Origin of the sequence: Actinoallomurus sp. NPDC052308 (assembly GCF_040679195.1) — a bacterium.
GTDB classification, from domain to species: Bacteria; Actinomycetota; Actinomycetes; order Streptosporangiales; family Streptosporangiaceae; genus Actinoallomurus; species Actinoallomurus liliacearum.
Map to the genome: position 1 here is coordinate 58,336 of NZ_JBFAUM010000015.1, position 24,122 is coordinate 82,457.

Annotated in this window: 26 protein-coding genes; 11 read left to right on the forward strand and 15 right to left on the reverse strand. The window is 71.6% G+C overall.

The features are described 5' to 3' along the window. Window positions 1-4: 4 nt before the first annotated feature. Window positions 5-823 carry a DNA repair protein RecO gene (recO, locus tag AB0L00_RS29015; protein ID WP_364440257.1) on the reverse strand — a complete coding sequence of 273 codons (819 nt, stop codon included), beginning with the start codon at window positions 821-823 and terminating at the stop codon, window positions 5-7. 117 nt (window positions 824-940) lie between these two features. Here recO and AB0L00_RS29020 point away from each other — a divergent pair, with 117 nt between their 5' ends. From AB0L00_RS29020 to AB0L00_RS29030, 3 genes are all read left to right on the forward strand, one after another. Next, window positions 941-1,345: a hypothetical protein gene (locus AB0L00_RS29020; protein WP_364440258.1), complete on the forward strand. Its 405-nt coding sequence runs from the start codon at window positions 941-943 to the stop codon at window positions 1,343-1,345. Window positions 1,346-1,451: 106 nt separating this feature from the next. Beyond that, on the forward strand, window positions 1,452-2,489 hold the full coding sequence (locus AB0L00_RS29025) for a M4 family metallopeptidase (protein ID WP_364440259.1): 1,038 nt from the start codon (window positions 1,452-1,454) through the stop codon (window positions 2,487-2,489). Next, the gene (locus AB0L00_RS29030; RefSeq protein ID WP_364440260.1) at window positions 2,486-2,740 is read left to right on the forward strand and encodes a protealysin inhibitor emfourin; all 255 of its coding nucleotides are present in this window, start codon (window positions 2,486-2,488) and stop codon (window positions 2,738-2,740) included. Before AB0L00_RS29025 ends, AB0L00_RS29030 begins: the two co-directional genes overlap by 4 nt. Before the next feature lie 85 nt (window positions 2,741-2,825). On the opposite strand, the gene leuA is transcribed toward AB0L00_RS29030, so the two are convergent. From leuA to AB0L00_RS29045, 3 genes are all read right to left on the reverse strand, one after another. Continuing rightward, the gene (leuA, locus tag AB0L00_RS29035; RefSeq protein ID WP_364440261.1) at window positions 2,826-4,535 is read right to left on the reverse strand and encodes a 2-isopropylmalate synthase; all 1,710 of its coding nucleotides are present in this window, start codon (window positions 4,533-4,535) and stop codon (window positions 2,826-2,828) included. A gap of 269 nt (window positions 4,536-4,804) precedes the next feature. Next, window positions 4,805-5,572 (reverse strand): dimethylargininase, encoded by a 768-nt coding sequence (ddaH, locus tag AB0L00_RS29040; protein WP_364440262.1) that lies wholly within the window; start codon window positions 5,570-5,572, stop codon window positions 4,805-4,807. A gap of 152 nt (window positions 5,573-5,724) precedes the next feature. Then, the gene (locus tag AB0L00_RS29045; RefSeq protein ID WP_364440263.1) at window positions 5,725-6,339 is read right to left on the reverse strand and encodes a zinc-ribbon domain-containing protein; all 615 of its coding nucleotides are present in this window, start codon (window positions 6,337-6,339) and stop codon (window positions 5,725-5,727) included. 153 nt (window positions 6,340-6,492) lie between these two features. Here AB0L00_RS29045 and AB0L00_RS29050 point away from each other — a divergent pair, with 153 nt between their 5' ends. Beyond that, window positions 6,493-7,128, forward strand: a complete 636-nt coding sequence (locus AB0L00_RS29050) for a hypothetical protein (protein ID WP_364440264.1) — start codon at window positions 6,493-6,495, stop codon at window positions 7,126-7,128. A gap of 156 nt (window positions 7,129-7,284) precedes the next feature. On the opposite strand, the gene era is transcribed toward AB0L00_RS29050, so the two are convergent. The 6 genes from era to AB0L00_RS29080 all read right to left on the reverse strand — a co-directional run bounded on the left by era (window position 7,285) and on the right by AB0L00_RS29080 (window position 12,080). Continuing rightward, on the reverse strand, window positions 7,285-8,217 hold the full coding sequence (era, locus tag AB0L00_RS29055; RefSeq protein WP_364440379.1) for a GTPase Era: 933 nt from the start codon (window positions 8,215-8,217) through the stop codon (window positions 7,285-7,287). 42 nt (window positions 8,218-8,259) lie between these two features. Beyond that, on the reverse strand, window positions 8,260-8,589 hold the full coding sequence (locus tag AB0L00_RS29060; protein ID WP_364440265.1) for a cytidine deaminase: 330 nt from the start codon (window positions 8,587-8,589) through the stop codon (window positions 8,260-8,262). A 180-nt stretch (window positions 8,590-8,769) separates the two neighbouring features. Continuing rightward, entirely contained in the window at window positions 8,770-10,080 is a 1,311-nt protein-coding gene (locus tag AB0L00_RS29065; protein ID WP_364440266.1) for a hemolysin family protein, read from the reverse strand. Next, entirely contained in the window at window positions 10,077-10,559 is a 483-nt protein-coding gene (ybeY, locus tag AB0L00_RS29070; protein ID WP_364440267.1) for an rRNA maturation RNase YbeY, read from the reverse strand. Before ybeY ends, AB0L00_RS29065 begins: the two co-directional genes overlap by 4 nt. Window positions 10,560-10,563: 4 nt before the next feature. After that, on the reverse strand, window positions 10,564-11,613 hold the full coding sequence (locus tag AB0L00_RS29075) for a PhoH family protein (protein WP_364440268.1): 1,050 nt from the start codon (window positions 11,611-11,613) through the stop codon (window positions 10,564-10,566). A 116-nt stretch (window positions 11,614-11,729) separates the two neighbouring features. Further along, window positions 11,730-12,080, reverse strand: a complete 351-nt coding sequence (locus AB0L00_RS29080; protein WP_345362238.1) for a histidine triad nucleotide-binding protein — start codon at window positions 12,078-12,080, stop codon at window positions 11,730-11,732. A gap of 313 nt (window positions 12,081-12,393) precedes the next feature. Here AB0L00_RS29080 and AB0L00_RS29085 point away from each other — a divergent pair, with 313 nt between their 5' ends. Then, window positions 12,394-12,933 (forward strand): SigE family RNA polymerase sigma factor, encoded by a 540-nt coding sequence (locus AB0L00_RS29085; RefSeq protein ID WP_345362235.1) that lies wholly within the window; start codon window positions 12,394-12,396, stop codon window positions 12,931-12,933. Next, window positions 12,933-13,580 carry a hypothetical protein gene (locus AB0L00_RS29090; RefSeq protein WP_364440269.1) on the forward strand — a complete coding sequence of 216 codons (648 nt, stop codon included), beginning with the start codon at window positions 12,933-12,935 and terminating at the stop codon, window positions 13,578-13,580. The genes AB0L00_RS29085 and AB0L00_RS29090 overlap by 1 nt, the downstream gene beginning before the upstream one ends. Before the next feature lie 8 nt (window positions 13,581-13,588). Here AB0L00_RS29090 and AB0L00_RS29095 read toward each other — a convergent pair whose 3' ends face one another. Together AB0L00_RS29095 and AB0L00_RS29100 are read right to left on the reverse strand one after the other, a co-directional pair. Next, window positions 13,589-14,320, reverse strand: a complete 732-nt coding sequence (locus AB0L00_RS29095) for a 16S rRNA (uracil(1498)-N(3))-methyltransferase (protein ID WP_364440270.1) — start codon at window positions 14,318-14,320, stop codon at window positions 13,589-13,591. Beyond that, on the reverse strand, window positions 14,317-15,396 hold the full coding sequence (locus AB0L00_RS29100) for an Lrp/AsnC family transcriptional regulator (RefSeq protein ID WP_364440271.1): 1,080 nt from the start codon (window positions 15,394-15,396) through the stop codon (window positions 14,317-14,319). Before AB0L00_RS29100 ends, AB0L00_RS29095 begins: the two co-directional genes overlap by 4 nt. Window positions 15,397-15,524: 128 nt before the next feature. On the opposite strand from AB0L00_RS29100, the gene AB0L00_RS29105 reads away from it, so the two are divergent. Beyond that, window positions 15,525-17,129 carry an MFS transporter gene (locus tag AB0L00_RS29105; protein WP_364440272.1) on the forward strand — a complete coding sequence of 535 codons (1,605 nt, stop codon included), beginning with the start codon at window positions 15,525-15,527 and terminating at the stop codon, window positions 17,127-17,129. Window positions 17,130-17,177: 48 nt separating this feature from the next. Here the strand turns inward: AB0L00_RS29105 and dnaJ are convergent, their stop codons facing one another. Beyond that, window positions 17,178-18,308: a molecular chaperone DnaJ gene (gene dnaJ / locus AB0L00_RS29110; RefSeq protein ID WP_364440273.1), complete on the reverse strand. Its 1,131-nt coding sequence runs from the start codon at window positions 18,306-18,308 to the stop codon at window positions 17,178-17,180. Then, window positions 18,309-19,322 carry a heat-inducible transcriptional repressor HrcA gene (gene hrcA / locus AB0L00_RS29115; protein ID WP_364440274.1) on the reverse strand — a complete coding sequence of 338 codons (1,014 nt, stop codon included), beginning with the start codon at window positions 19,320-19,322 and terminating at the stop codon, window positions 18,309-18,311. A gap of 135 nt (window positions 19,323-19,457) precedes the next feature. On the opposite strand from hrcA, the gene AB0L00_RS29120 reads away from it, so the two are divergent. The 4 genes from AB0L00_RS29120 (at window position 19,458) to AB0L00_RS29135 (ending at window position 22,823) form a co-directional block, all read left to right on the forward strand. After that, window positions 19,458-20,264: an MBL fold metallo-hydrolase gene (locus tag AB0L00_RS29120; protein ID WP_364440275.1), complete on the forward strand. Its 807-nt coding sequence runs from the start codon at window positions 19,458-19,460 to the stop codon at window positions 20,262-20,264. Between the two features lie 161 nt (window positions 20,265-20,425). Next, the gene (locus tag AB0L00_RS29125) at window positions 20,426-21,247 is read left to right on the forward strand and encodes a DUF3097 domain-containing protein (protein WP_364440276.1); all 822 of its coding nucleotides are present in this window, start codon (window positions 20,426-20,428) and stop codon (window positions 21,245-21,247) included. A gap of 92 nt (window positions 21,248-21,339) precedes the next feature. Further along, entirely contained in the window at window positions 21,340-21,966 is a 627-nt protein-coding gene (locus AB0L00_RS29130; protein WP_364440277.1) for a DUF4870 domain-containing protein, read from the forward strand. 140 nt (window positions 21,967-22,106) lie between these two features. Beyond that, window positions 22,107-22,823: a DUF4870 domain-containing protein gene (locus tag AB0L00_RS29135; RefSeq protein WP_364440278.1), complete on the forward strand. Its 717-nt coding sequence runs from the start codon at window positions 22,107-22,109 to the stop codon at window positions 22,821-22,823. A gap of 9 nt (window positions 22,824-22,832) precedes the next feature. Here AB0L00_RS29135 and hemW read toward each other — a convergent pair whose 3' ends face one another. Further along, window positions 22,833-24,041, reverse strand: a complete 1,209-nt coding sequence (gene hemW / locus AB0L00_RS29140) for a radical SAM family heme chaperone HemW (RefSeq protein ID WP_364440279.1) — start codon at window positions 24,039-24,041, stop codon at window positions 22,833-22,835. Window positions 24,042-24,122: the final 81 nt, after the last annotated feature.

A 24,122-nucleotide genomic window follows, 5' to 3' on the forward strand; every position in this document is an offset into this window, starting at 1 on the left:
CTCCTCACTCATTGGTCGTGTTCGGCATCGTGCCGTGGAACAACGCCGCCCGCTCGTCCGGCACCTCGCGCTCGTGCGCGATGGTCGCACCCGGCCTCTCACGCTCCACGTGCTTGAGGGAGCGGATCCCGTGCTCCAGATGCCACTGGAGGTAGGCCGCGACGAGGCCGCTGCACTCCACCCGATGCCTCGGCTCGCTGCCGTCCGCGCGCTCCCAGTCGCCGCGCAGCAGAGCGATCATCAGGCCGACCGTCGCCTCGGCGGGACTGGCGGACCCGGGCGGACGGCAGGATCCGCACACCATACCGCCGGCCGCGATCGCGAACGCCCGGCCGGTGCGCTCGCCGCAGCGCGCGCACTCCTCCAGCGCCGGCGCGTAGCCCGCGATGGCCAGCGAGCGCAGGAAATAGGCGTCGAGGACGAGACGGGGATCGTGGCCGCCCTCCACGAGGGTCCGCAGCCCGCCGATGACGAGCAGGAACTGCCGTAGTGCCGGTTCCTTCTCGATCGGGGTCAGCTTCTCGGCGGTCTCCAGCATCGCCGTGCCGGCCGTGTAGCGCGGGTAGTCGAAGACGAGGCGCTCGCCGTACGGGCGCAGCGTCTCGGCCTGCGTGATGAGATCGAGGGAGCGGCGCTCGTACAACTGCAGGTCCACGTGCGTGAACGGCTCCAGGCGGGCGCCGAACCGCGACTTGGTCTTGCGGATGCCCTTGGCGGCGGCGCGTACCCGTCCGCTCCGACGGGTAAGGATCGTCACGATGCGGTCCGCCTCGCCCAGTTTCTGGGTGCGGAGGACGACGCCTTCGTCACGATAGAGACTCACCCGTCCATTGTCCCGCAGGCGCCGGGTGGAACCGGCAGGAACCCGCTACCGTCCAAGGTCGTTGACCTGACGATCCGATCATCACCCTCGTACTAGCCGACGTCTCAGGAGAAAACGTTGACCTGTTTCTTCGACGCCTCACACGGCATGGCCACCCAGGAGATCACCTGGACGCCGCAGTGGGGGGCGCCGCGCCCCGTACGCTGCTGTGCGGCGTGCGCGCAGCGCTGGATCGAGTTCCTTCAGGCGCAGAGCGGCTATCCGCAACCGGGATACCAGCACGGGTACCCGCAGCAGGGTTACCAGCAGCCGGGTTACTACCCGGACTACCAGCACGAGCACCACCATGGGCGGCAGTTCGGTATCGGCAGTGTCGCCGCCGCGGGCGCGGCCGGGTTCGTCGGCGGCATGGTCGTCAACGAGTTGCTCGACGATGACGAGCACGAGCACGTCGAGGTCATCGAGCACGTCGTCCACGAGGACGTCGTCGACTACGACGGTGACTACGGGGGCGATTGGTGAGGAAGCGCCGATAGTTCCACTGCGGAATCGGCCTTTGACGGTCCGTGACCGGATGCGGCCCGGGTAATGCGTGGTGGGGAGGGCAGTCGCGTGGGAGCGTGGCTCCATGAGATGCGCAATCGTCCCCCCACACGTCCTGGACCACATCGCCGAGAACCACCGTGACGAGCGGCTGCGCGAGTCCGCGCAGCGGACGCTCGTCATCGACAGCGGGGAGCGTGACGCGCGCGCGGCCGCGCAGCTGATCGCCTCCGCCGAGCCGACGACCGGACCCGCGGTCGCGAAGCGGACGATCCACGACGCCGGGCACCACGACCGGCTGCCCGGCAGGACGGTCCGCTCCGAGGGCGCCCCGGCGACCGGCGACCGATCCGCCGACGAGATCTACGACTGGCTCGGCGTCACCTTCGACTTCTACCGCAGCGCGTACGGCCGCGACTCGATCGACGGCGCCGGGCTGCCGCTCGTCGCGAGCGTGCACTACGCCGTCGACTACGACAACGCCTTCTGGGACGGCTCCCAGATGGTCTACGGCGACGGCGACCGGCGGATCTTCACAACCTTCACCGGACCGCTCGACGTCACCGGGCACGAGCTCACCCACGGCGTCACGCAGTACTCCGGCGGCCTGGACTACACGGGGCAGAGCGGCGCCCTGAACGAGTCGCTGTCGGACGTCTTCGGCTCGCTCGTGAAGCAGTACCACCTCGGCCAGACCACCGACCAGGCCGACTGGCTGATCGGCCAGGGCATGTTCGCCGCCGGGGTGCACGGCGTCGCGCTGCGCTCGATGAAGGCCCCCGGCACCGCGTACGACGACCCGAACCTCGGCAAGGACCCGCAGCCCGCCGATATGGCGCACTTCGTGCAGACGACCCGCGACAACGGCGGCGTGCACATCAACTCCGGGATCCCCAACCGCGCGTTCTACCTCGCCGCGGCCGCGATCGGCGGTCACGCCTGGGAGAAGGCCGGGCGGATCTGGTACGAGACGCTCACCGGTGGTCACCTGCCGAAGGACGCGGATTTCGCGACGTTCGCCCGCATGACGGCCGAATGCGCGGGCAGGCTCTTCGGCGTGAAGGGCGCGGAGAGCGACGCCGTACGTCAGGCGTGGACGACCGTGGGCGTGGAGATCGCGTGAAGGTGGCCGTCACCCGCAGCGGAGGATTCGCCGGAATGGTCCGCCGTGCCGAGATCGACTCGGCGGACCATCCGACGGTGGCCAGGCTGGTCGACGAGATCGACCTCGATGACGTGCCGGAGCCCACCCCGGCCGCCGACCGGTTCGTGTACGAGGTCGAGGTGGACGACCACTGCGTACCGATCGCGGAGACGGACCTGTGCGGACCGCTCCGGGAACTCGTCGACTACGTCCTGGCCCACGGCCGTTGATCGCCCTTTGTGAGGGCGCGACTCGGCCGGGCCGCTCGGCCCCCAGGGTTCGAGGGGCCGAACGGCACGTCTTTCTACAGAGAGGTCAGCGACCCGCGCGGTTGACGGCGGACAGCACCGCCTTGAGCGAGGCGGTCACCGTGTTGCCGTCGATCCCGACGCCCCACAGCACCTCGTCGCCGACCTGGCACTCGACGTACGCCGCCGCCTTCGCGTCGCTGCCGGCCGACAGGGCGTGCTCGGTGTAGTCAAGCACCCGCGCCTGGACGCCGACCGCGGCGAGCGCGTCGATGAACGCGGAGATCGGGCCGTTGCCGATGCCCTCGATCTCGCGGATCTCACCGTTGATGCGCAGGTCGACGTTGAGGACGTCCTTCTCGTCGACGCGGGAACTGGCACGGTGGGCCAGCAGGCCGACCCGCGGGCCGTTCGTCAGGAACTCCCCCTCGAAGATCTCCCACATCTGCTCGGGCGTCACCTCGCCGCCCTCGCCGTCGGTGTGCTCCTGGACGACACGGGAGAAGTCGATCTGCAGCTTGCGCGGCAGGTCGAGGGAGTGCTCGGTCTTCATGATGTAGGCCACGCCGCCCTTGCCGGACTGGCTGTTGACCCTGATGACCGCTTCGTACGACCGGCCGACGTCCTTCGGGTCGATCGGGAGGTACGGCAGCGCCCAGCGGAACTCGTCCACCGGAACACCGGCGGCCGCCGCGTCGCGCTGTAGGGCGTCGAAGCCCTTCTTGATCGCGTCCTGGTGGGAGCCGGAGAAGGAGGTGTAGACGAGGTCGCCGGCGTACGGGTGACGCTCGTGTACGGGGATCTGGTTGCAGTACTCGACGGTACGGCGGATCTCGTCGATGTCGGAGAAGTCGATCTGCGGGTCGACGCCCTGGGAGAAGAGGTTCATGCCCAGCGTCACCAGGCAGACGTTGCCCGTACGCTCGCCGTTGCCGAACAGGCAGCCCTCGACGCGGTCGGCACCGGCCAGCATCGCCAGCTCGGCGGAGGCCACGCCGGTGCCGCGGTCGTTGTGCGGGTGCACCGACAGCGCGATGTGCTCGCGGCGGGACAGGTTGCGGCTCATCCACTCGATCTGGTCGGCGTAGACGTTCGGCGTGGACCGCTCGATCGTGGACGGCAGGTTCAGGATGATCTCGCGGTCGGGCCCCGGCTCCCAGACGTCCATGACCGCTTCGCAGACCTCGAGCGCGAACTCCAGCTCGGTGTCGATGAAGATCTCCGGGCTGTACTCGTAGCCGAAGTCGCAGTCGCCGAGGTACTTCTCGGCGTACTTCATCACGTGCTGGGTGCCCTGTACGGCCAGCGCCTTGCAGTCGTCCCGGTCGATGCCGAAGACCACGCGCCGGAACAGCGGCGCGGTCGCGTTGTACAGGTGGATCGTCGCGCGGGGCGAACCGGCCAGCGCCTGGGCCGTACGCTCGATCAGCTCCTCGCGCGCCTGGGTGAGGACGGAGATCTGCACGTCGGCGGGGATCCGGTCCTCTTCGATCAGCTGGCGGACGAAGTCGAAGTCCGTCTGGCTGGCCGACGGGAAGCCGACCTCGATCTCCTTGTAGCCCATACGGACCAGCAGCTCGAACATGGCCAGCTTGCGCGCGGGGCTCATCGGGTCGATGAGCGCCTGGTTCCCGTCACGCAGGTCGGTGGACAGCCACCGTGGGGCCTTCGTGATCGTCTTGCTCGGCCAGGTGCGGTCCGGCAGATCGACCGGTTCGAATGGGGCGTACCGGCCGAAGGGCATGGGACTGGGCTGTTGCTTGATACGAGGATTCATGGAAAGGGATGCTCCCGAGACAGGTGCCTGCGGCCGACGGTCACGTCGAAGCCCCGCGGCGAGGGAGCCGACCTGTTACAGGCCCCCGCCGCGGCCGCTAAGGAGGAGCAGCTCGCACAGCACGTCGAACAAGGTAACAGATCGCATCCGCATCGTCCCAATCGGTCCCATTCAGTGAGACGACCGAGGTGTTTCCCCGTCGACACGTCGGTCCACGGCCGTGGACCCGCGGCCGGGCGGCGGAAGTCCGCCGCGGTGGTCGCCTCCGGTCAGGGGACGAGGACGGACAGGCAGGTGACGCAGCCCTCCATCTTCTCGAACTCGCTGATGTCCACGACGGAGACCTCGTACCCCTCGTCCCGTAGCTGGTCCGCCGTACGCGGCGCGGACGCGGCGATGAGGACCCGCTTCTCCCCCAGGACGACCACGTGCGCGCCTGAGGGCTCCGGCGCCACGCGAAGGCCGGGCAGGACCGAGGTGTCCACCCACTCGGGGTTCCCGATGAGCGTGCCGTCCGGCAGGGCCGTCATCGCCGTCTTCAGGTGCAGACAGCCCTCCACCTGGACCGGGACGACATGCCGGCCACGGGCGCCGAGGATCCGGGCCGCCAGGCAGATGGCGTCCTCGTTGGTACGGCCCGAGCGGCCCACGTAGACGGTCGTCCCGACCTGCAGCACGTCACCGCCGTCCAGCGTGGCCTCGCCGTCGATCCGGGCGACCTCGAGCCCCAGCTCCGTGACCACCCGCTCCACGGAGGCCACCTCCGCGCGGCGCTCCGCCGCTCCGGGCCGGGCGAGCAGGGCGAGGCCGTCGCAGACGACGACGGCGTCCTCGACGAACACGGCGTCCGGGAGGTCGTCGGCCGCCGGAAGCTCGCGCACCTGCCAGCCCGCCGCCCGCAGGGCCTCGACGTACGCCTCGTGCTGCCGCGCCGCCAACCCGGCGTCCACCGGGGTCCGGTCGATGTGGGTCACGAGCCCGTCGGCCAGGCGCGGGCTCGGCCGCCGAACCAGGGCGGTGCGCTTCTCGGGTTCCACGGACGGCTCCTGCCATGTCACGGCGATCCCCGTGTCGGAGACGCCTTTCCGGTCACTGCGCTGTCGCGGCCGCGCCGACGCGCGCGGTCCCTCGGTCGGACAGACCGCGCTCACGCGCACACGGCCCCACGATCCTGCCGGTCGGGCCGCGCTCACTCGCGCGCGGCCCCCTCCGTGGTGGCGATCACGCCGAACGCGTGCGCCGGCGTGAGACCCAACCGGCCGGCGACCAGGCGGAGCGCCTGGCGCTCGATGTCGCTGAGCGCCCCGTCGGCCAGGGCGATGCGGACCGCCTGCGCCAGGAACCACTCCCGGGCCTCGGCGGTGAGCTGCGCCCCGGCGGTGGCGATCACCTCTTCCGCGTCGCTCGGCGGCTCGTCGATGGCGGCCTGGAGCGCGTCGTCGTCGAAGTCGGCCGCGCCGTATCCGCGGACCGCCTCGACCGCGCGGCTCCGCGCGTCCGTGTCGTAACGGTCGCCGGCGGACAGGACCAGCACCGCGGCGGCGCGCATGGCCAGGGGCAGGACCGCCTCCATCTGCTGAGCCGTCGGCAGGCGGAGGGCGCCGAGGCCGAAGCGGCCCCGGCAGGCGGTGCACTCGACGACCTCACCGGCCTTGGTCAGCGGGATCACCGGCAGGAAGAACAGCGTGAACCACCGACGGGCCACCCGGCGCCGGTAGCGCCGATCGCCTCCACAGCGCGGGCAGTGAAAGTCACCATGACCCACCGTCCGGAAGAAAACGGCGAACCCGAAGATCAGCAACACGGGCGGCCTCCTCCTGTATCAACCTGATATCGGAGAATATCCAGCCCGTCGTCCCCTCCGGCAGAGCGGCCGGGGCTGACTTCCCTCCCCACGGACGGCGAAGTTGCCCGAATTCCCGGCCCGCCCGGCCTCCGGACGTTAGGCTGCCGCGGCATGACGACCCCGCCTGGTGACGATCCCCTGCCCGACGGCGGCGCCGTCCCGCCGCCGCGATCCGAGGCCGAAAGGGTGCGTGCCGCCGCCCCGGACCCCACCTCGGCTCCCGACGGCACGACCCTCCCGAGACCGCCCCAGGCCTGGTTCACACCGCCTCAGGTCCCGCCCACGCCCGAGTCTCCGGAAGCCGCGCCCCACAGGAGCCTCGGCGAGTACCTCGGCGCGCTGGTGATCGGGGCGGCCGCGCTGCTGCTCCTGTCGGTCTTCCTGCCGTGGACGACCTGGCGCACTCCCGACCTCGGACGGGCCATCTTCGTGGGGGTGTCGGAATCCCAGGGACACACCACGTACGGACTGGCGGCACCGTACGGGGACATCATCGTGCTGGCCGGCACGGTCGCGCTCGGCCTGGCCCTCGCCGGCCGCGCCGTGCACGAGCGGTTCGTCCCCTACGCGGCGATCCCGGGGGCGCTGAGCCTGCTGGCGTTGTTCCATCGCGGGATGACCCTCGGGGACGGATCCGTGACGGAGTCGATCACCTGGGGATTCTGGGTCGCCGTCCTCGCCTCGGTGGCGGTGCTGGCCCTCGGCCTGGCCGCGCTCGCACGCGGCACTCAGCCGGCCCGCTCGTAACGGCCGGCCGCCCCGTCGCGCGCAGGCGGGGGTCTCAGCGGCTGCCTCGTCGCCCGGAGACCGGTCGTAGCGGCCGCGGTGCCGCGCTGAGGCCGGTTCCGACGGCCGCACTCTCGTACGGAGCCCGGTCGTCGCGGCCGAGACGGCGCGCCGCGATCAGTCGTAGAAGCCGAGACGGCGGAGCTGTTTCGGATCACGCTGCCAGTCCTTCGCCACCTTGATCCGCAGGTCGAGGTAGACCCGCGTGCCGAGGAGCGCCTCGATCTGCTTGCGGGCGCGGGTGCCGACCTCCTTGAGGCGAGCGCCCTTCGGCCCGATGACGATGCCCTTCTGGCTGGGGCGTTCGACGTAGAGCCAGGCCTGCACGTCGATCAGGTCGTCGCGGTCCTCGCGCGGTCGGATCTCCTCGACGACCACGGCGATCGAGTGCGGGAGCTCCTCGCGTACGCCCTCCAGCGCCGCCTCCCGGATGAGCTCCGCGACGAGGATCTGCTCCGGCTCGTCGGTCAACTCGCCTTCGGGATACAGCGGCGGCCCCTCGGGCAGCCGGGCGGCGAGAAGGTCGCTGACCACGTCGAGCTGGTAGCCCGACTCGGCCGAACACGGCACGACGTCGGCCCACTCGCCCAGGCGGGAGACCTTCAGCAGTTGCTCGGCGACCTGGCTCCGGTCGGCGAGGTCGGTCTTGGTCACGATCGCGACGACCGGGGTCCGCTTCACCTGGGCGAGCTCCGCCGCGATGAACCGGTCGCCCGGCCCGACCGGTTCGTTCGCCGGGATGCAGAAGCCGATGACGTCGACCTCGCTCAACGTGGAGCGGACCAGGCTGTCCAGCCGCTCGCCGAGCAGCGTACGGGGCTTGTGCAACCCAGGCGTGTCGACGATGACGAGCTGGGCGTCGGGCCGGTGCACGATGCCGCGGATCGCCCGGCGCGTCGTCTGCGGCTTGTTGCTGGTGATCGCCACTTTCGTTCCCACGAGGGCGTTCATCAGCGTTGACTTGCCCACGTTGGGACGCCCGATGAAGCAGGCGAACCCTGATTTAAAGCGCGTGCCGGTCGGCGTCTGGGGCGAGGTCACACCGTCGATTGTCCCGTATCCCGCGACGCGCTCCGACAGCACGTACGGCGATCAGTCCGTCAGGACCGCTCGTACGGCGCCGTCCAGGCCCGCGACGAGCACCGGCGCCTTGGCGGCGAGGTCACGGACGGCCGTGACGTCGGGGGTGCCATCCTCGGTGACGACCGCGGCCGCCTCCAGGCTCTCCGCCCCGCTGGACACGGCCATCGCCACGGCCACCTGCAGGGCCGTCAGCTTCAGCGAGGGCAGTTCCACCGTCGCGGCGGCGTACGTACGGCCGGTCTCGTCCCGGACGGCGGCGCCCTCCGCCGAGCCCGCACGGGCCCGCGTGGACCGGGCCAAAGTGATGATCTTCGCGTCTTCCGGATCGAGCTCGCTCACGCGCCCCAGCGTACTTGCCGCCGCCCGCCCGCCGAGGCTCGGGCGTGTCCGGTGGATCACGTGCTGGTCGATCTGTGACGGCGAGGGATGCGTGCGGCACCGGCCGGGGTGACGAACCCGCCGCTATCGGGCAGTGATCAGCCTGGTTCCCGTACTGCCGCAAGGTCCACCGGACAGGCTCTAGGCCTCGGCGTTCTCGCGCTCCTCCTCGGCGGCGGGATCCTTGGTCGGGATCCGCTCCACCAGGACCGTGCCGATGCGGTTGCGCCGGCCCGCCAGGCTCTCGGCGGTCAGCCGCAGCCCCGCCACCGTCGCCTGCGACCCGGCGATCGGCACCCGGCCGAGCGCGTGCGCCAGCAGACCGCCGACGGTCTCGACCTCGTCGACCTCGATCTCCACGTCGAACAGGTCCGCGAGGTCCTCCACCGGAAGCCGCGCGGTCACCCGCGCGGAGCCGTCCGGCAGCTCCTCGACCCGGGGCAGCTCCTGGTCGTACTCGTCGGTTATCTCCCCGACGATCTCCTCGAGGATGTCCTCGATCGTGACCAGCCCGGCCGTCCCGCCGTACTCGTCGATGACGATGGCGCAGTGGATCTGCCGGGCCTGCATCTCGCGGAGCAGCTCGTCGATCGGCTTGCTGTCCGGGACGTACGTCGCCGGCCGCATGATCGACTCGACCTTCTCCACCGACTCGCCCTCGCGGAACTCGTGGCTGCGGCGGACGATGTCCTTCAGATAGGCGATGCCGACCACGTCGTCCTCGTTCTCGCCGACCACCGGGATCCGGGAGAACCCGCTGCGCAGTGCGAGCGACAGCGCCTGCCGCAGCGTCTTGTCGTGCTCGATGAAGACGATGTCGGTCCGCGGCACCATCACCTCGCGCACGAGCGTGTCACCCAGCTCGAACACCGAGTGGATCATCTGCCGCTCGTCCGGCTCGATGAGCTGCCGCTGCTCGGCGAGGTCGACCAGATCCCGCAGCTCGGCCTCGGACGCGAACGGCCCCTCGCGGAAGCCGCGCCCGGGAGTCAGCGCGTTGCCCAGCAGGATCAGCAGCCGCGGCAGCGGCCCCAGCACGCGCGCCAGCGGATGGATCACCGCCGCGCCGACCAGCGCGACCTGGTCGACGTGCTGACGGCCGAGCGTCCGCGGCGTGACGCCGATCGCGATGTAGCTGACGACGATCATCACGGCCGCGGCGGTGAGATACGCGCGCCAGTTCGCCTCCAGCCAGGTGATGCACAGGTCCGCGACGAGGACCGTCGCGGCCAGCTCACAGCTCACCCGCAGCAACAGCAGGAGATTGAGGTAGCGCGGCGGGTCGGCGACGACCTCGGCGAGCTGCCGGCTGCCCCGCCGCTCCTCGCGTCCCAGCTCTTCCACCCGGATCCGGGAGATCCGGGCGAGCGCCGTCTCGGCGCCCGCGAACAGACCGGCCACCGCCACCAGCACGACGGCACCGACGATCAGCCAACCCTGAACGGCGGTCATGATGAGGGCCGGGCACGCGCCGCACGCCATGAGGCGAGCAGCTCGGCCTGCAGGCCGAACATCTCCTTGTGCTCTTCGGGCTCGGCGTGGTCGTAGCCGAGCAGGTGCAGAATGCCGTGGGTGCACAGCAGGTGCAGTTCGTCCTCGGCGCTGTGACCGGCCTTCTTGGCCTGTCGTACCGCCACGGTCGGGCACAGCACGACGTCGCCGAGCAGGGCGGGGTCCGGCGGCGCGTCCTCCGTGCCCCCGGACACGTGGCCCGGCCGCAGCTCGTCCATCGGGAAGGACAGCACGTCGGTCGGGCCCGGTTCGCCCATCCACTTCTTGTGCAGCTCGCTCATCGCGTCCTCGTCGACGAGGACGATCGACAGCTCGGCGAGCGGATGGACCCGCAGTTTCTCCAGCACGTGCGCGGCCAGTGCCGACAGCGCCGTCTCGTCGGCCTCCGAGCCGGACTCGTTCAGAACCTCGATGCTCACCGGTCTAGCGCCCCCGTTGCTTGCGCGGGCCGCGACCGGACGCGCCCTGCTTGATCTGGTCAGGCTGTGCGTCGTACCGGCTGTACGCGTCGACGATGGCGCTCACCAGCTTGTGCCGTACGACGTCCTTGCTGGTCAACGTGCAGAAGCTGATGTCGTCGAGCCCCTCGAGGATGTCCTGGACGACCCGCAGTCCGCTCTGCTGCCCGGAGGGCAGGTCGACCTGGGTGACGTCGCCGGTGACGACGACCTTCGACCCGAACCCGAGCCGGGTCAGGAACATCTTCATCTGCTCCGGCGAGGTGTTCTGCGCCTCGTCGAGGATGATGAAAGAGTCATTAAGGGTTCTTCCGCGCATATAGGCCAAAGGGGCGACCTCGATGGTGCCGGCGGCCATGAGGCGGGGGATGGAGTCGGGATCGACCATGTCGTGCAGCGCGTCGTACAGCGGGCGCAGGTACGGGTCGATCTTCTCGTAGAGGGTGCCCGGCAGGAAGCCCAGCCGCTCGCCGGCCTCGACGGCCGGGCGGGTCAGGATGATGCGGTTGACCTGCTTGGCCTGGAGTGCCTTCACGGCCTTGGCCATGGCCAGGTAGGTCTTGCCGGTGCCCGCCGGCCCGATGCCGAACACGATCGTGTGCTTGTCGATCGCGTCGACGTAGTGCTTCTGGTTCAGCGTCTTGGGCCGGATGGTGCGACCCCGCGACGACAGGATGTCGAGGGTGAGGACCTCGGCCGGTCGCTCGGACGTCTCGGCGCGCAGCATGGCGATGCTGCGTTCGATCGCGTCGGGCGTGATGGGGGTACCGGTCCGGAGCAGGTCGAGCAGTTCCTCGAAGAGCTTGGCGGCGAGGTCGGTCTCTTCCGGCCGACCGGTGATCGTGATCTCGTTGCCGCGGACGTGGACGTCGCTGTCGAAGGCTCGCTCCACGACCTCCAGGAGTTCGTCGCGGGAGCCGAGGAGGGCGACCATCGAGTGATCGTCGGGGATCACGATCTTGATCTGCGTGGGTGCGCCGTCGGGCGCAGCCCCGGTATGAGTTGATTCGGCCATAGCGCGGCCTTGCGGCCTTTTCGCCCCTACCTTCCGGTCACGTCGGGTCTTCGGCTGCGTATCACCCATGGTACCGGCCCAGGCCACTCAATTTCCGACCGCGCGGGGACGCCCGCTCATCCCGGCGGCCAGCCCAGACCACGGCCGCCGAGCACGTGCGCATGCACGTGGAACACGGTCTGTCCCGCCCCGGGGCCGGTGTTGAACACCACGCGGTACCCGGTCTCCTCGATGCCTTCGGCGACCGCGACCTCGTGCGCCGCGCGGACGACCTCCGCGAGAAGGTCCCCGTCCTCGGCGGCGAGCGCCGCCGCGGTCGGATGGTGGTCGCGCGGGATGACGAGCACATGCGTCGGCGCCTGCGGATTGATGTCCCGGAACGCGATCGTCCGATCCGTCTCCCGAACGACGTCCGCGGGCACCTCCCCGGACACGATCTTGCAGAACAAACAGTCCTGTTCCGTCAATGCACTCTCCTTCGCCAAGGATCAGCGCATGTTATCGCGCCACGGGGCGTCACGGCCGTCCGCGAATCGTTACGACCTCCGGCGTGTAACTATGGCCAAGGCACTCCCTTGTCTGGTTATCGTTACCTTCACGCGAACCCCCAGCGCCGGATCCTTCGGTAAATCCGAGGCCGGGTGACGTTCGCACGAACCTGCCGAGTCAAGGCGTTCGTCCAATCGAGACGACAGCCGACGACGGCACTGACGGGCGGATAAGGCGAGACGAGGAATGCCCTTTCGTAAACCTCCCGGCGAGGGCACGCGTCCTACTGATGTGACCGAGACCCTCGTGGCCAGAGGAACGACGGGCGCTGTGACCGTCGCGTGGGACGCCGACCAGGCGGTTACCGCGCTTTACAGCGCTCATTACCGTTCCCTCGTACGCCTCAGCGCACTCCTCGTGCGCGACCTGGCGACGGCGGAGGAAGTGGTGCAGGACGCGTTCGTCGCCATGCACGGGGCCTGGCGGCGGCTGCGCGATCCGGAGAAAGCCCTCTCCTACCTCCGGCAGTCGGTGGTCAACCGGTCACGATCCGTACTGCGGCACCGGGCGGTCGTCGAGAAGTATGCTCCCAAGGGCCTGCCGGACGCGCCGAGCGCTGAGAACGGCGCGATCGTCGAGCTCGAGCGTTCGGCCGTGGTCAAGGCCCTGGGGGGGCTGCCGACCCGGCAACGCGAGGCCCTGGTGCTGCGCTACTACGGTGATCTGTCAGAGGCGGAGATCGCCAACACCATGGGGATCAGCCGGGGAGCCGTCAAGAGCCACACCGCGCGCGGGATGGCCGCGCTACGCAGCGTTCTGGAGCAGCTTTAATGACCGAACCCTTCGACGAGTACGGCGAGCGTCTGCGCCGTGTCTTGCACGCGGAAGCGGAAGCGGTCACGCCCTCTCCAGAGGGGCTTGAGCAGATCCGCGGCAAGATAGCGAAGAAGCAGGAGCGACGCTTCGGCGCGTGGTTCACGATCCCGTGGCTGCGGCCGCTGGCGGCCGTGGCCGCCGCGGTCGTGATCACCGGGGTCGCCGTGTCGACGACGCCGGCGCTGAAGACGTTCGTGCAGACGGGACACTTCAGCCCCGCGGACCGGCGCGACGACGGCACGTCGGCGGCCGGGGGGCAGAAGGTGGTGACCGCCTGGCCGCCGGTGAATCCGTCCCGTCCGGACGTGGGCGCGCTGCCGCACCCGTCGCCGTCCAGGACCGGCCCGTCCGGCGCTCACGTCATCCCGGGGCACAAGTGCCCGCCGGGCGAGGACCCGATCAGGCCGCCGGCCGGTTCGGCCGACGACCAGACGGCGAGCCCGGCTCCTTCCCCGCATGTCACATGCGGCCCGGACACGGCCACGTCCGCGCCGCCGACCCAGGCGGCGTCTCCGCCGCCTCCGGCGACGCCGACGCAGGTGCCGACGACCGACACGCCGACCAACGGCGCGCAGCAGCCGTCGGCCCAGTCGTCCCCGTGAGCTGAGGATTACCAGCGGCCGCCGCGGCTGAGGAGCACGGCGGCCGCGGCCACCCCCGCGGTGGAGGTGCGCAGGACGGTGGGGCCGAGGAGCGTCGTGACGCCGCCCGCGGCCTCGAACGCGGCGACCTCATCGTCGGCGAGGCCGCCCTCCGGGCCCACGACGACGACGATGTCGCCGGTGGCCGGGACGTCGACGCGACTGAGCGGCCGGTCGGCCTCCTCGTGCAGGATGACGGCGAGCGCGGCGCCGCGGACGCGCTCGGCGGCCGTCGCCGTGTCGGCCGGTTCGGTCACCTCGGGCAGCCAGGCGCGCCGGCTCTGCTTGGCCGCCTCGCGCGCGGCGCCGCGCCACCGGGCGAGCGCCTTGGCGCGACGTTCGCCGCGCCACTGGGTGACACAGCGGGCGGCCGTCCAGGGCACGATGACGTCGACGCCCACCTCGGTCATCGTCTCGACCGCCAGCTCGCCCCGGTCGCCCTTGGGCAGGGCCTGCACCACCACGATCCGGGGATCCGGGCGGGGGACGCGCCGGCGTGCGCGGGCCTCGAGGTGCAGGCTGTCCCGCTCGGCGGAGGTGACGACGCACTCGACGAGACCGCCCACGCCGTCGGCGAGGTCGACCCGCTCCCCCGGCCGCAGCCGGCGTACGGCCGCCGCGTGGCGTCCCTCGGGCCCGTCGAGGAGGATCCGGTCGGACTCGAGGCGTGCGGGGTCGCTGAGGAAGAGGGGCGGGCTCATGCCTCCGATCGTAGGCGTGCGGCGGGGCCGAGCGATCCCGCGGCCTTGATGGTGTGGAGGATCGGGGCGGTCTCGAGCATGTGGATCCCGTCGAGGGCGCCGAGTCGCCGCGTGAGGTAGTGGTGCAGCTCGGCGGGGTCCGCGCAGAGCGCCTGCGCGAGCAGGTTGGTGGGGCCGGTCGTGGCGGCGACCACGGCGAGTTCCCGGTGGCCGGCGAGGATCGTCGCGACGTGGTCCAGGCGCGCCGGCGCGACGGCCATCCACAGCAGGGCCTGGGTCGTCGCGCCCAGGAGCACGGGATCGATTTCGACGTCGAAGAAGATCACCCCCCGGGAGCGGAGGTCGGTGAGGCGGCGCGCCACGGTGGCCTGGGACCAGCCTGTCGCCCCGGCCAGGTCGCCGTACGAGGCGCGGCCGTCGTGCCGCAGCGCGTCCAGGAGGGCCTGGTCGGCGCGTGCCCATGAGCGGCGCCCGGCCGAGACGGCCGGCGAGCGGCGTGGAGCGGGAAGGGGCTCCCCGGCCTGCGCGGAGGGCGAGGCGGTGTCGGGCGCTCCAGTCGGGCGGGCGGCGCCGGGGACGGCGGCGTCCGGGTGGAGCAGGGCCTGCTGCCGGTCGCTGAGCGCCTGGGTGGTGCCGCGCCATGCGGTGGGGCCGCCCAGGTAGCTGTGCAGCAGGCAGTGCGCGGAGACGGCGGTGATGCCGGCCCGCCGGGGGATGTCGCGCAGCAGCAGCGCGCGGGAGACCTCCACGCCGTGCGGCGCGTGCACGATCGTGAAGATCTCCGTCCCGCCCGAGACGAGCTTGACCCACGAGGTGTCCGGCCGCCGGGCGAGGGAACGCGCGAGGGCCTGGGTGGTGGACGGCGTGGTGGTGAGCCGGACCATCCACTGGGTCTGCCCGGCCTGGCCCGGCTCCGCCAGGCCGACGACCCGCAGTCCCGCCTCCGCGCGCAGCCGCCGGTAGCGGCGCGCGACGGTCTGGGTGGACACGCCGAGGACGTCGGCGATCCGGCTGAACGGCGCCCGCCCGTCGATGTGCAGGGCGTGGATGACACTGCGGTCGAGGTCGTCGAGCATGGTCGAATCCTGCACCCAGGCGCACGTTGATGGAAATTAGTCGCCGATTTCAGACCGTGGATGGAACGACTCACGTCCTTCGCCGCACGCTGGCCCGCGGCATCGGGTCGACTGAAGGGAAAGAAGCGATGGAGTCACGTGACGGGGTGGCCGCGGGGCCGGCGTACCGGTGGCGATGGGCCGCACTGGTCGCCCTGCTCACCGCCGAGGCGATGAATCTGCTGGACGCCACGATCGTGCAGGTCGCCGCGCCGGTCATCCACGCCGACCTGGGCGGTGCCGATTCCGACATCCAGTGGTTCAGCGCCGCGTACACGCTGCCGTTCGCGGTGCTGCTGATCACGGGCGGCCGGCTGGGTGACATGGCCGGGCGCAGACGCGTGTTCGCGGTCGGGGTGGCGGCTTTCACGCTGGCGTCCCTGTGCTGCGCGCTGGTGCCCGGCGCCGCCGCGCTGATCGCCGCGCGGGCGGTCCAGGGGGCGGCCGCGGCGTTGATCATCCCGCAGACGATCGGACTGATCCGCGCCATGTTCGACGGCGCCGAACTGGCCAGGGCGATGGGGAGCATCGGGCCGGTCATGGGGCTGGCGGCGATCTGCGGGCCGGTGCTGGGCGCGGTGCTCACGCACGCCGACCTGTTCGGCTCCTCGTGGCGCGCGGTGTTCCTCGTGAACGTCCCGCTCGCGGTGGCGGTGCTCGCGATGGTTCCTCTGCTGCGTGCGGACAGGGCGGCGGCGTCACCGCGTCTCGACCTGCCCGGCACCGTGCTGGCGATCGCCGGCGCCGGGCTGATCGTCTACCCGCTGATCCAGGGCGGCACCGGGGGTCTGCCGGCCGGCGGCCGGCTCGCCCTGGCGGCCGGCGTCGTGGTCCTGGTGCTGTTCGGGTTCCAGCAGTGGTACGGCGCTCGGCGCGGCCGCCGGCCGCTGGTCGAGCCGAGCCTCTTTCGCGACCGGGGCTTTCCCGCGGCGCTCGTGACGTCGACGTTGTTCTTCGCGGTGATGAACGGGCTGATGCTGATCGTCGTAGTCCAGGTGCAGGTCGGCCTGGGCGAGGACGTCCTCACCGCCGGGCTCACGCTGCTGCCGTGGTCCTGCGGCATGGCGGTCTCCTCCTGGGTGTCGGGGACGCGCCTGGTGCCCCGGTTCGGGGCGCGCATGATGTTCGTCGGGCTGGCCGTCATGCTCGCCGGGCTCGTGTCGGCCATCGGCGCCTACGCCGCCGCGCGGTCCGGGGCGTACCCGACGTTCCTGCCGGGGGCGCTCGCGCTCTGCGGCGTCGGGAACGGGCTGTTCACGGTCCCGTTCTTCACCGCCGCCCTCACGCGGGTACGCCCGCACGAGATCGGGTCGGCCGCCGGTCTGCTCAACGCCGTGCAGCAGTTCGGCGGCACCCTCGGTATCGCGCTCCTCGGCACCGTCTTCTTCCGCTCCCTGGCGACCGGCGCCCGAGCGGGCGGTGCGTCCGGCGCCGCGTCGCTGCACGCCGCGTCGCTGCACGCCGCGGGGCTCGCGTTCGGGCTCGCGGCCGGGCTGGTCGTCGCGGCGGGCGGTGGCGCGGCGCTCATGCGCGCCCCGGCGGAGCGGGCCGAGCCGACGGAGCAGGCCGAGCCAGCAGAACAGGCGGAGCCCTCGGAGCAGGTAGAGCCCGTGGAGCAGATGGAGCTCGCAGAACAGGTGGAGCCCGTGGAGCAGGTGACGCCTGCGGTACGGGTCGAGCCGGCGGACAGGTGAGCGAAGGCCCCCGCTCTCGGTATCGGGAGCGGGGGCCTCGGAGAAGGGTCAGCGGCCGTTGAAGGCGTCGCGGAGACGGGAGAAGAAGCCCTGCTGGCCCGGGGCGAACTTGCCCGGCGGACGCTCCTCGCCGCGCAGGCTCGCCAGCTTGCGCAGCAGCTCCTCCTGCTCTTCGTCGAGCTTGGTGGGCGTCTCGATGTTCACGTGGATCATCAGGTCGCCGCGACCGCTCTCGTTGAGGTGCTTGACGCCCCGGCCGTACATCGGGATGACCTGGCCGGACTGGGTGCCGGGCCGGATGTCGATCTCCTCGGGGCCGTCCAGGGTCTCGACGGTCAGCGACGTGCCGAGCGCGGCCGCCGTCATCGGCACCTGGACGGTGCAGTGCAGGTCGTCGCCCTCCCGCTCGAAGATCGGGTGCGGGAGCTCCACGATCTCGAGGAACAGGTCGCCGGCCGGGCCGCCGCCGGGGCCGACCTCGCCCTCGCCGGCGAGCTGGATGTGGGTGCCGTTCTCGACGCCGGCGGGAATGCGGACCTTGATCGTGCGGCGGGTGCGGACCCGTCCGTCACCGGAGCACTCCGTGCAGGGCGTACGGATCGTGGTGCCGTAGCCGCCGCACTGCGGGCAGGCGCGGGAGGTCATCACCTGGCCGAGGAACGACCGGGTGACCTGCTGGACCTCGCCGCGGCCGTGGCACATGTCGCACGTCTCGGGGTGCGTGCCGGGGGCCGTGCCGGAGCCCGAGCAGGTGTCGCAGACCACCGCGGTGTCGACCGTCAGCTCGCGTGTGGTGCCGAACGCCGTCTCGGACAGGTCGAGCTCCACCCGGACGGTGCCGTTGCGGCCCCGCCGGGCCCGGCTGCGCGGCCCGCGCTGGGTCGCGGTGCCGAAGAAGGCGTCCATGATGTCGCTGAACGGGAACCCGGCGCCGAAGCCGCCCGCTCCCGCCCCGGCGCCGCTGGCGAACGGATCGGCGCCCAGGTCGTACATCTCGCGCTTCTTCGGGTCGGAGAGCACCTCGTACGCCTGGGTGATCTCCTTGAACCGCTCCTGGGTGGCAGGGTCGGGGTTGACGTCCGGATGCAGCTCACGGGCGAGTCTGCGGTACGCCTTCTTGATCTCGTCCGCGCTGGCGTCACGGCGCACCCCGAGGGTCGCGTAGTAGTCGTTCGCCACTTACGACCCCGCCAGAATCTGACCGACGTAACGTGCCACTGCGCGTACTGCTCCCATCGTCCCGGGGTAGTCCATCCGCGTCGGACCGAGCACGCCGAGCCGGGCCACGGCCTGGTCGCCGGCGCCGTACCCGGTGGCCACCACCGAGGTCGTGCGCAGGCTCTCGTGCGGGTTCTCGGTGCCGATCCGCACGGTGAGGCTGGAGGGATCCCCCACCTCGCCGAGCAGCCGCATCAGGACGACCTGTTCTTCCAGCGCCTCCAGCACGTCACGGAGGCTCTGGGACAAGTCGGCGCGCGCGAGGTTCGCCGCGCCGCCGATGATTATCTTCTCTTCGTGCTTCTCCACGAGGCTCTCGAGGAGGACCGACAGCACCGTCGTCGCCAGCGCCCGCTCGCCGGCCGACACCTGCTCGGGCAGGTCGGCGAGGGTGTCGGGGACGTCGGTCAGCCAGCACCCGTCCAAGCGCGCGTTGAGCAGCGCCCGCAGGTGCGCGATGGCCTCGTCGGACACGGGCTCATGCGTCTCGATCGCCCGCTGCTCGACCCGGCCGGTGTTCGTGATCACGACGAGCAGCAGCCGCTCGGAGGCGATCGGCACCAGCTCGACGTGCCGCACCGACGACCGCGTGAGCGAGGGGTACTGCACGACCGCGACCTGCCGCGTCAACTGCGCCAGCAACCGCACGGTGCGGCCGACGACGTCGTCGAGGTCGTAGGCGTTCGCGAGGAACGTCTCGATCGCGCGTCGCTCGGCCGCGGACAGCGGCTTGATCGTGGACAGCCGGTCGACGAACAGCCGGTATCCCTTGTCGGTCGGCACGCGCCCCGCGCTGGTGTGGGGCTGGGCGATGTATCCCTGCTCCTCCAGCACGGCCATGTCGTTGCGGATCGTGGCCGGCGAGACGCCGAGGTTGTGCCGATCGACCAGCGTCTTCGAGCCCACCGGTTCGTGGGTGGACACGTAATCTTCGACGATGGCCCGCAGCACAGCGAGCTTCCGGTCGTCGAGCACGCACTCACCTCCCGTGTCCACAGCCCTTCAATCTGGCACTCTTCTCCTCTGAGTGCCAAGTGTACGGCTCGGGGGCACGCAGGAGGAGACGCCGGTGGATCACGTTCTCGCGTCGAGCGTGGCAGAGTCACTCCTGTGACCTGGCACGAAATTGCGGAACGCTGTTTCCAGCGCCGTTATTCCGACTTCGACGTGACCGTGGGGGTCATCGTCGGGTCCGCGGACGCCGTCGTCGTCGACACCCGCGCGAGTGTGGCACAGGGCGTACGGCTGCGCGACGACCTTCGGGAGCTCGGCGTGCAGAACCCCATCGTCGTCAACACCCACGGCCACTTCGACCACTGCTTCGGCAACGCGGCCTTCACCGGCGGGGCGCGCTGGGGGCACGCGTCGCTGCCCGCCTACCTGGCCGAGACCGCGCGGCCCATGCTGGCGCGCGAGTTCCCCGGCTGGGCGGAGAAGGTCGAGACCGATCTCCTGCTCGCACCGGACCGGCTCGTCACCGACCGCGCCGAGCTCGACCTCGGCGACCGCGTCGTCGAGCTGCGGCACTTCGGCCCGGGGCACACCGACGGCGACGTGGTCGTCTGGGCGCCCGACGCGCGGTGCGCGTTCACCGGTGACCTGATCGAACAGTCCGGTCCGCCGGCGTACGGCGCCGACTCCTTCCCGCTGGAGTGGCCGGCCACCCTCGCCGCCCTGCTGCGGACCGTCGACGGCGTGCTCGTGCCGGGTCACGGCGCGCCGGTGGATCAGGAGTTCGCGGTCCGGCAGCGGGAGGAGATCGACATGGTGGCCCGCCGGGTGCGGGAGACGCACGCCGCCGGGCTGGGCGTCGAGGAGGCCCTCACCGCGGGCGGCTGGCCCTACCCCGTCGAGACGCTCCGGGAAGCCGTCCGGCGTGGCCACGACCACCTGGGCCGCCGATCCGGGTCCGGATAGCCGCCGCCCTGCCTCCGCGCCCCCGGCGCCGCACCCGAGCCGCCGCCCGTACGCGTGGCCGTCTCGACGCGGGGTGAACCGGCCGCCCCGGCCGGTACGCGTCCGCACGGGCGCGCCGGGGCGGCTGCCCCGCCCGCCGCCGGACCGGTACGGTGCGACGCGTGCGGAGCAAAGACTATGGACGCGACGTTCTGTCCGGCGACTGGCGCCGGCCGCGGAAGGGTCAGATCCCCGAGGTCGCCGCCGAGCCGGGCCTGGTCGCCGAGGATCCGGCGAGCGGGTTCTGCGGTGCGGTCGTCGCCTGCGAGAAGGACGCCGTGACCCTCGAGGACCGGTTCGGCAAGCGCCGGGTCTTCCCGCTGGCGAAGGCCGGGTTCCTCATCGACGGCAAGCCCGTGACGCTCGTCCGTCCCGTACGGGCGTCGGGTCCGGCCCGGTCGGCGTCCGGTTCGATCGCCGTGCCGAACCTGCGGGCGCGGGTGGCGCGGGAGAGCCGGATCTACGTCGAGGGCCGCCACGACGCGGAGCTCGTCGAGAAGATCTGGGGGCACGACCTGCGAGTCGAGGGCGTCGTCGTGGAGTACCTCGAGGGCGTCGACCACCTCCCCGACATCGTCGCGGAGTTCGGCCCGGGGCCGGAAAGCCGGCTGGGCGTGCTCGTCGACCATCTCGTGGCCGGATCCAAGGAGAGCCGGATCGCCGACCAGGTCTCCTCCCCGTACGTCCTGGTCACCGGCCACCCCTTCATCGACATCTGGGAGGCCGTCAAGCCCTCGGTCCTGGGCATCCCCGCGTGGCCGCGGGTTCCGCGCGGGATCCCCTGGAAGGAAGGCGTGATCGCCGCGCTCGGGTGGAAGGGCGAGCCGGGCGAGGTGTGGCAGGCGATCCTCGGCCGGGTCCGCGCGTACACCGATCTCGAGCCCGCGCTGCTCGGGCGGGTCGAGGAGCTCATCGACTTCGTCACCGTGCCGCAATCGGGCTGAGGTCCGCGAAACCATCCGGCGTCGGCGCGCGTCTCATAAACTGCGCGTTCGCCGCGAAATTCGCACGTTCCGCCGGAAGGGGCAGCACGCACATGACCTATGGGCAACCGGGCCACAGGCGTCCCGGCTCCGGACCTGGCCATCACGCCGGTCCCGGGGCCCAGGCGTACGGTCCCGGGCACGGAGGCCATGGGCACGCGCCGTACCCGCAGCCGGGGTACCCACAGGCCGGCTACGGCCAAGGAGGGTACGGTCAGGGCGGTTACCAGGGCGGTTACTCTCCACAGCCGCACGGCGCGCCGCAGCGGCATCCGGGGCATGGCGCCGGCCACGCCCCGCCGAAGCCGGCGAAGCGGCGCCGCGAGCCGATGACCCCCGGCGGGCCGGTCACCGACGAGGACGAGAGGTGGGCCGTTCCCGCCTATGTCGGGATGTTCGTCGTCGGCTTCGTCGCCCCGGTCATCGTCTACCTGGCCAGGGGCCGATCCTCGCGGTTCGCGCGGTTCCACGCCGTCCAAGCGCTGAACCTGTCGATCGCGATGGTCGTCTGCAACCTCCTCGCGTTCTCGACGCTGTACCTCATCGGCATGACCGGGCTGCTGATCATGCTGGCGGTCCTGGCCGTCGAGTTCTTCTGCGTCGTCAAGGCCGCGATCGGCGCCAACCGCTGTGAGTGGTACCGCCTGCCGTCGATCGCCGCCTGGCCGATCTTTCGCTAGGGACCCCCGTGACCGAGCCGCAGGACCCGCGACTGCCCGCGCCCCGAGACTCCGAACCGTCCGAACAGTCTGAACCTCAGGACCCGCGCCCGCCCGAGCCGCAGGACTCCCGGCCGTCCTTCGAGCCGCCGGATCCGCTCATGAGCGGACCGGCGTATCCGGACGGCCCGCCATCCGGTGGACCCTGGTTCGGACCGCCGCAGCCGGGTCCCGGTTCCGGGCCACAGCCGGGTCCGTACGGGCCGCAGCCGGGTCCCCACCCCGGCCCGTACAGCGGACCGATCGGGCCGCAGCCGGGTCCCGGCTCCAGCCCGTACGACGCGACCGGGCCGCAATCGGAACCGCACACCGGCCCGTACGGCCCGCCGGCCGGGCCGCAGCCGGGCCCCGACGCGCAGCCGTACGGCGGACCGCCCGGACCGTCGCCCTACGGCGCGCCGCCGCATCGGCCCGGGCCCCCGTACCCCGGGCCGCCGGTCCCGTACGGCTACGGGCCGCCGCGCCAGGGCTTCGCGGCGGTCGACGAGAACACGTGGGCGCTGCTCGCCTACATCGGGCAGTTCGCGGTCGGCTTCGTCGCGCCGCTCGTCGTTTATCTGGCGCGGAAGGACGGCTCGCCCTACCTGCGCTTTCACGGCGCGCAGGCGCTGAACCTCGCCGTGACCAGCTTCCTCGTGATCCTCGCGGGCTTCGTCGTCTCCCTGGCGACGCTCGGGATCGGCGCGATCGTCGCCATCCCGGCGATGCTGGCGTACGGCGTCGCGCACGTGGTCTTCCTCGTCATCGCCGCGCTGCGGGCGAACAAGGGCGAGCCGTACGTCATCCCGAAGTGGCTCTGCTGGCCCATCGTCCGGTGACGGTCCGCCTCACGGGGTCAGGTCGCGGACGACCGCGTCGGCCAGCAGCCGTCCGCGCAGCGTGAGCACCGCGCGGCCCGCGTCGTACGCCTCGGGGACGAGGAGTTCGTCGGCGACCGCGCGGCGGACGGCGGTGTCGTCGAGCAGGTCGAGCGGGCATCCCTCGGCCAGCCGCAGCTCCAGCATGACGCGCTCGAACCGCCGGTCGGCGGTCTCCAGGACCTCGCGGGCGTGCGCGGGGGTGACGCCGGACGCGAGACGGTCGGCGTACGCGGCGGGATGCTTGACGTTCCACCAGCGGGTGCCGCCGACGTGGCTGTGCGCGCCCGGACCGATCCCCCACCAGTCGCCGCCGGTCCAGTACAGGAGGTTGTGGCGGCACCGGGCGTCCTCGTCCGCCGCCCAGTTGGAGATCTCGTACCAGTGCAGGCCGTGGGCGCTCAGGCTCCGTTCGGTGGCGAGGTAGCGGTCGGCCATGGCGTCGTCGTCCGGCGCGGCCACCTGTCCCCGGCGGACCTGCGCGGCCAGCCGGGTGCCCTCCTCGACGATCAGCGCGTAGGCCGAGACGTGGTCGGGACCGGCCTCCAGGGCGGCGTCCAGGCTGGCCTGCCAGTCCGCGTCGCTCTCCCCTGGCGCGCCGTAGATGAGGTCGAGGTTGACGTGCTCGAAGCCGGCCTCCCGGGCCCACCGGACGCACTGCTGGGGCCTGCCGGGCGTGTGCGTACGGTCGAGGACGGCCAGCACGTGCTCACGCGCGCTCTGCATCCCGAACGACATCCGCGTGAAGCCGGTTTGGCGGAGGCGTGCGAGGTAGCCGGGATCGACCGTCTCCGGATTGGCCTCGGTCGTCACCTCGGCGGCCGCCGCCAGGCCGAACTCCTTGTCGATCGCGTCGAGGATCCGGCCGAGGTCGTCGGCGGGCAGCAGGGTGGGCGTGCCGCCTCCCACGAACACCGTCTGTACGGGAAGCTCGACGTCGCCGAGCACGCGGCGGGCCAGCCGGATCTCCGCGATGGCCGTGTCGGCGTACGCCTCCCGGGAGGCGCCGCGCAGTTCGGTCGCGGTGTAGGTGTTGAAATCGCAGTAGCCGCAGCGGGTCACGCAGAACGGCACGTGCACGTAGAAGCCGAACGGGCGGTCACCGAGGCCGGCGAGGGCACTGGCGGGCAACGCGCCGTCGTTCGGGACCGGGTCTCCGTCGGGCAGGGTTGAGGGCACGTCTCAAGTCTGCCGTCAGCGCGGGGGTGCCACTGACGGCGCCCCGGCCTCGACCGGCGCCGAGCGGGCCGGGGATCCTCG

Bases quoted from the DNA above. Each gene is read 5' to 3' on its own strand.
- AB0L00_RS29135 (WP_364440278.1), top strand. From the start codon at position 22,107: ATGAGCGGACCGGCGTATCCGGACGGCCCGCCATCCGGTGGACCCTGG.
- AB0L00_RS29075 (WP_364440268.1), bottom strand. From the start codon at position 11,613: ATGGCCGAATCAACTCATACCGGGGCTGCGCCCGACGGCGCACCCACG.
- leuA (WP_364440261.1), bottom strand. From the start codon at position 4,535: ATGAATCCTCGTATCAAGCAACAGCCCAGTCCCATGCCCTTCGGCCGG.
- AB0L00_RS29065 (WP_364440266.1), bottom strand. From the start codon at position 10,080: ATGACCGCCGTTCAGGGTTGGCTGATCGTCGGTGCCGTCGTGCTGGTG.
- AB0L00_RS29090 (WP_364440269.1), top strand. From the start codon at position 12,933: ATGACCGAACCCTTCGACGAGTACGGCGAGCGTCTGCGCCGTGTCTTG.
- AB0L00_RS29130 (WP_364440277.1), top strand. From the start codon at position 21,340: ATGACCTATGGGCAACCGGGCCACAGGCGTCCCGGCTCCGGACCTGGC.
- AB0L00_RS29050 (WP_364440264.1), top strand. From the start codon at position 6,493: ATGACGACCCCGCCTGGTGACGATCCCCTGCCCGACGGCGGCGCCGTC.
- AB0L00_RS29025 (WP_364440259.1), top strand. From the start codon at position 1,452: ATGAGATGCGCAATCGTCCCCCCACACGTCCTGGACCACATCGCCGAG.
- AB0L00_RS29100 (WP_364440271.1), bottom strand. From the start codon at position 15,396: ATGCTCGACGACCTCGACCGCAGTGTCATCCACGCCCTGCACATCGAC.
- AB0L00_RS29105 (WP_364440272.1), top strand. From the start codon at position 15,525: ATGGAGTCACGTGACGGGGTGGCCGCGGGGCCGGCGTACCGGTGGCGA.
- AB0L00_RS29095 (WP_364440270.1), bottom strand. From the start codon at position 14,320: ATGAGCCCGCCCCTCTTCCTCAGCGACCCCGCACGCCTCGAGTCCGAC.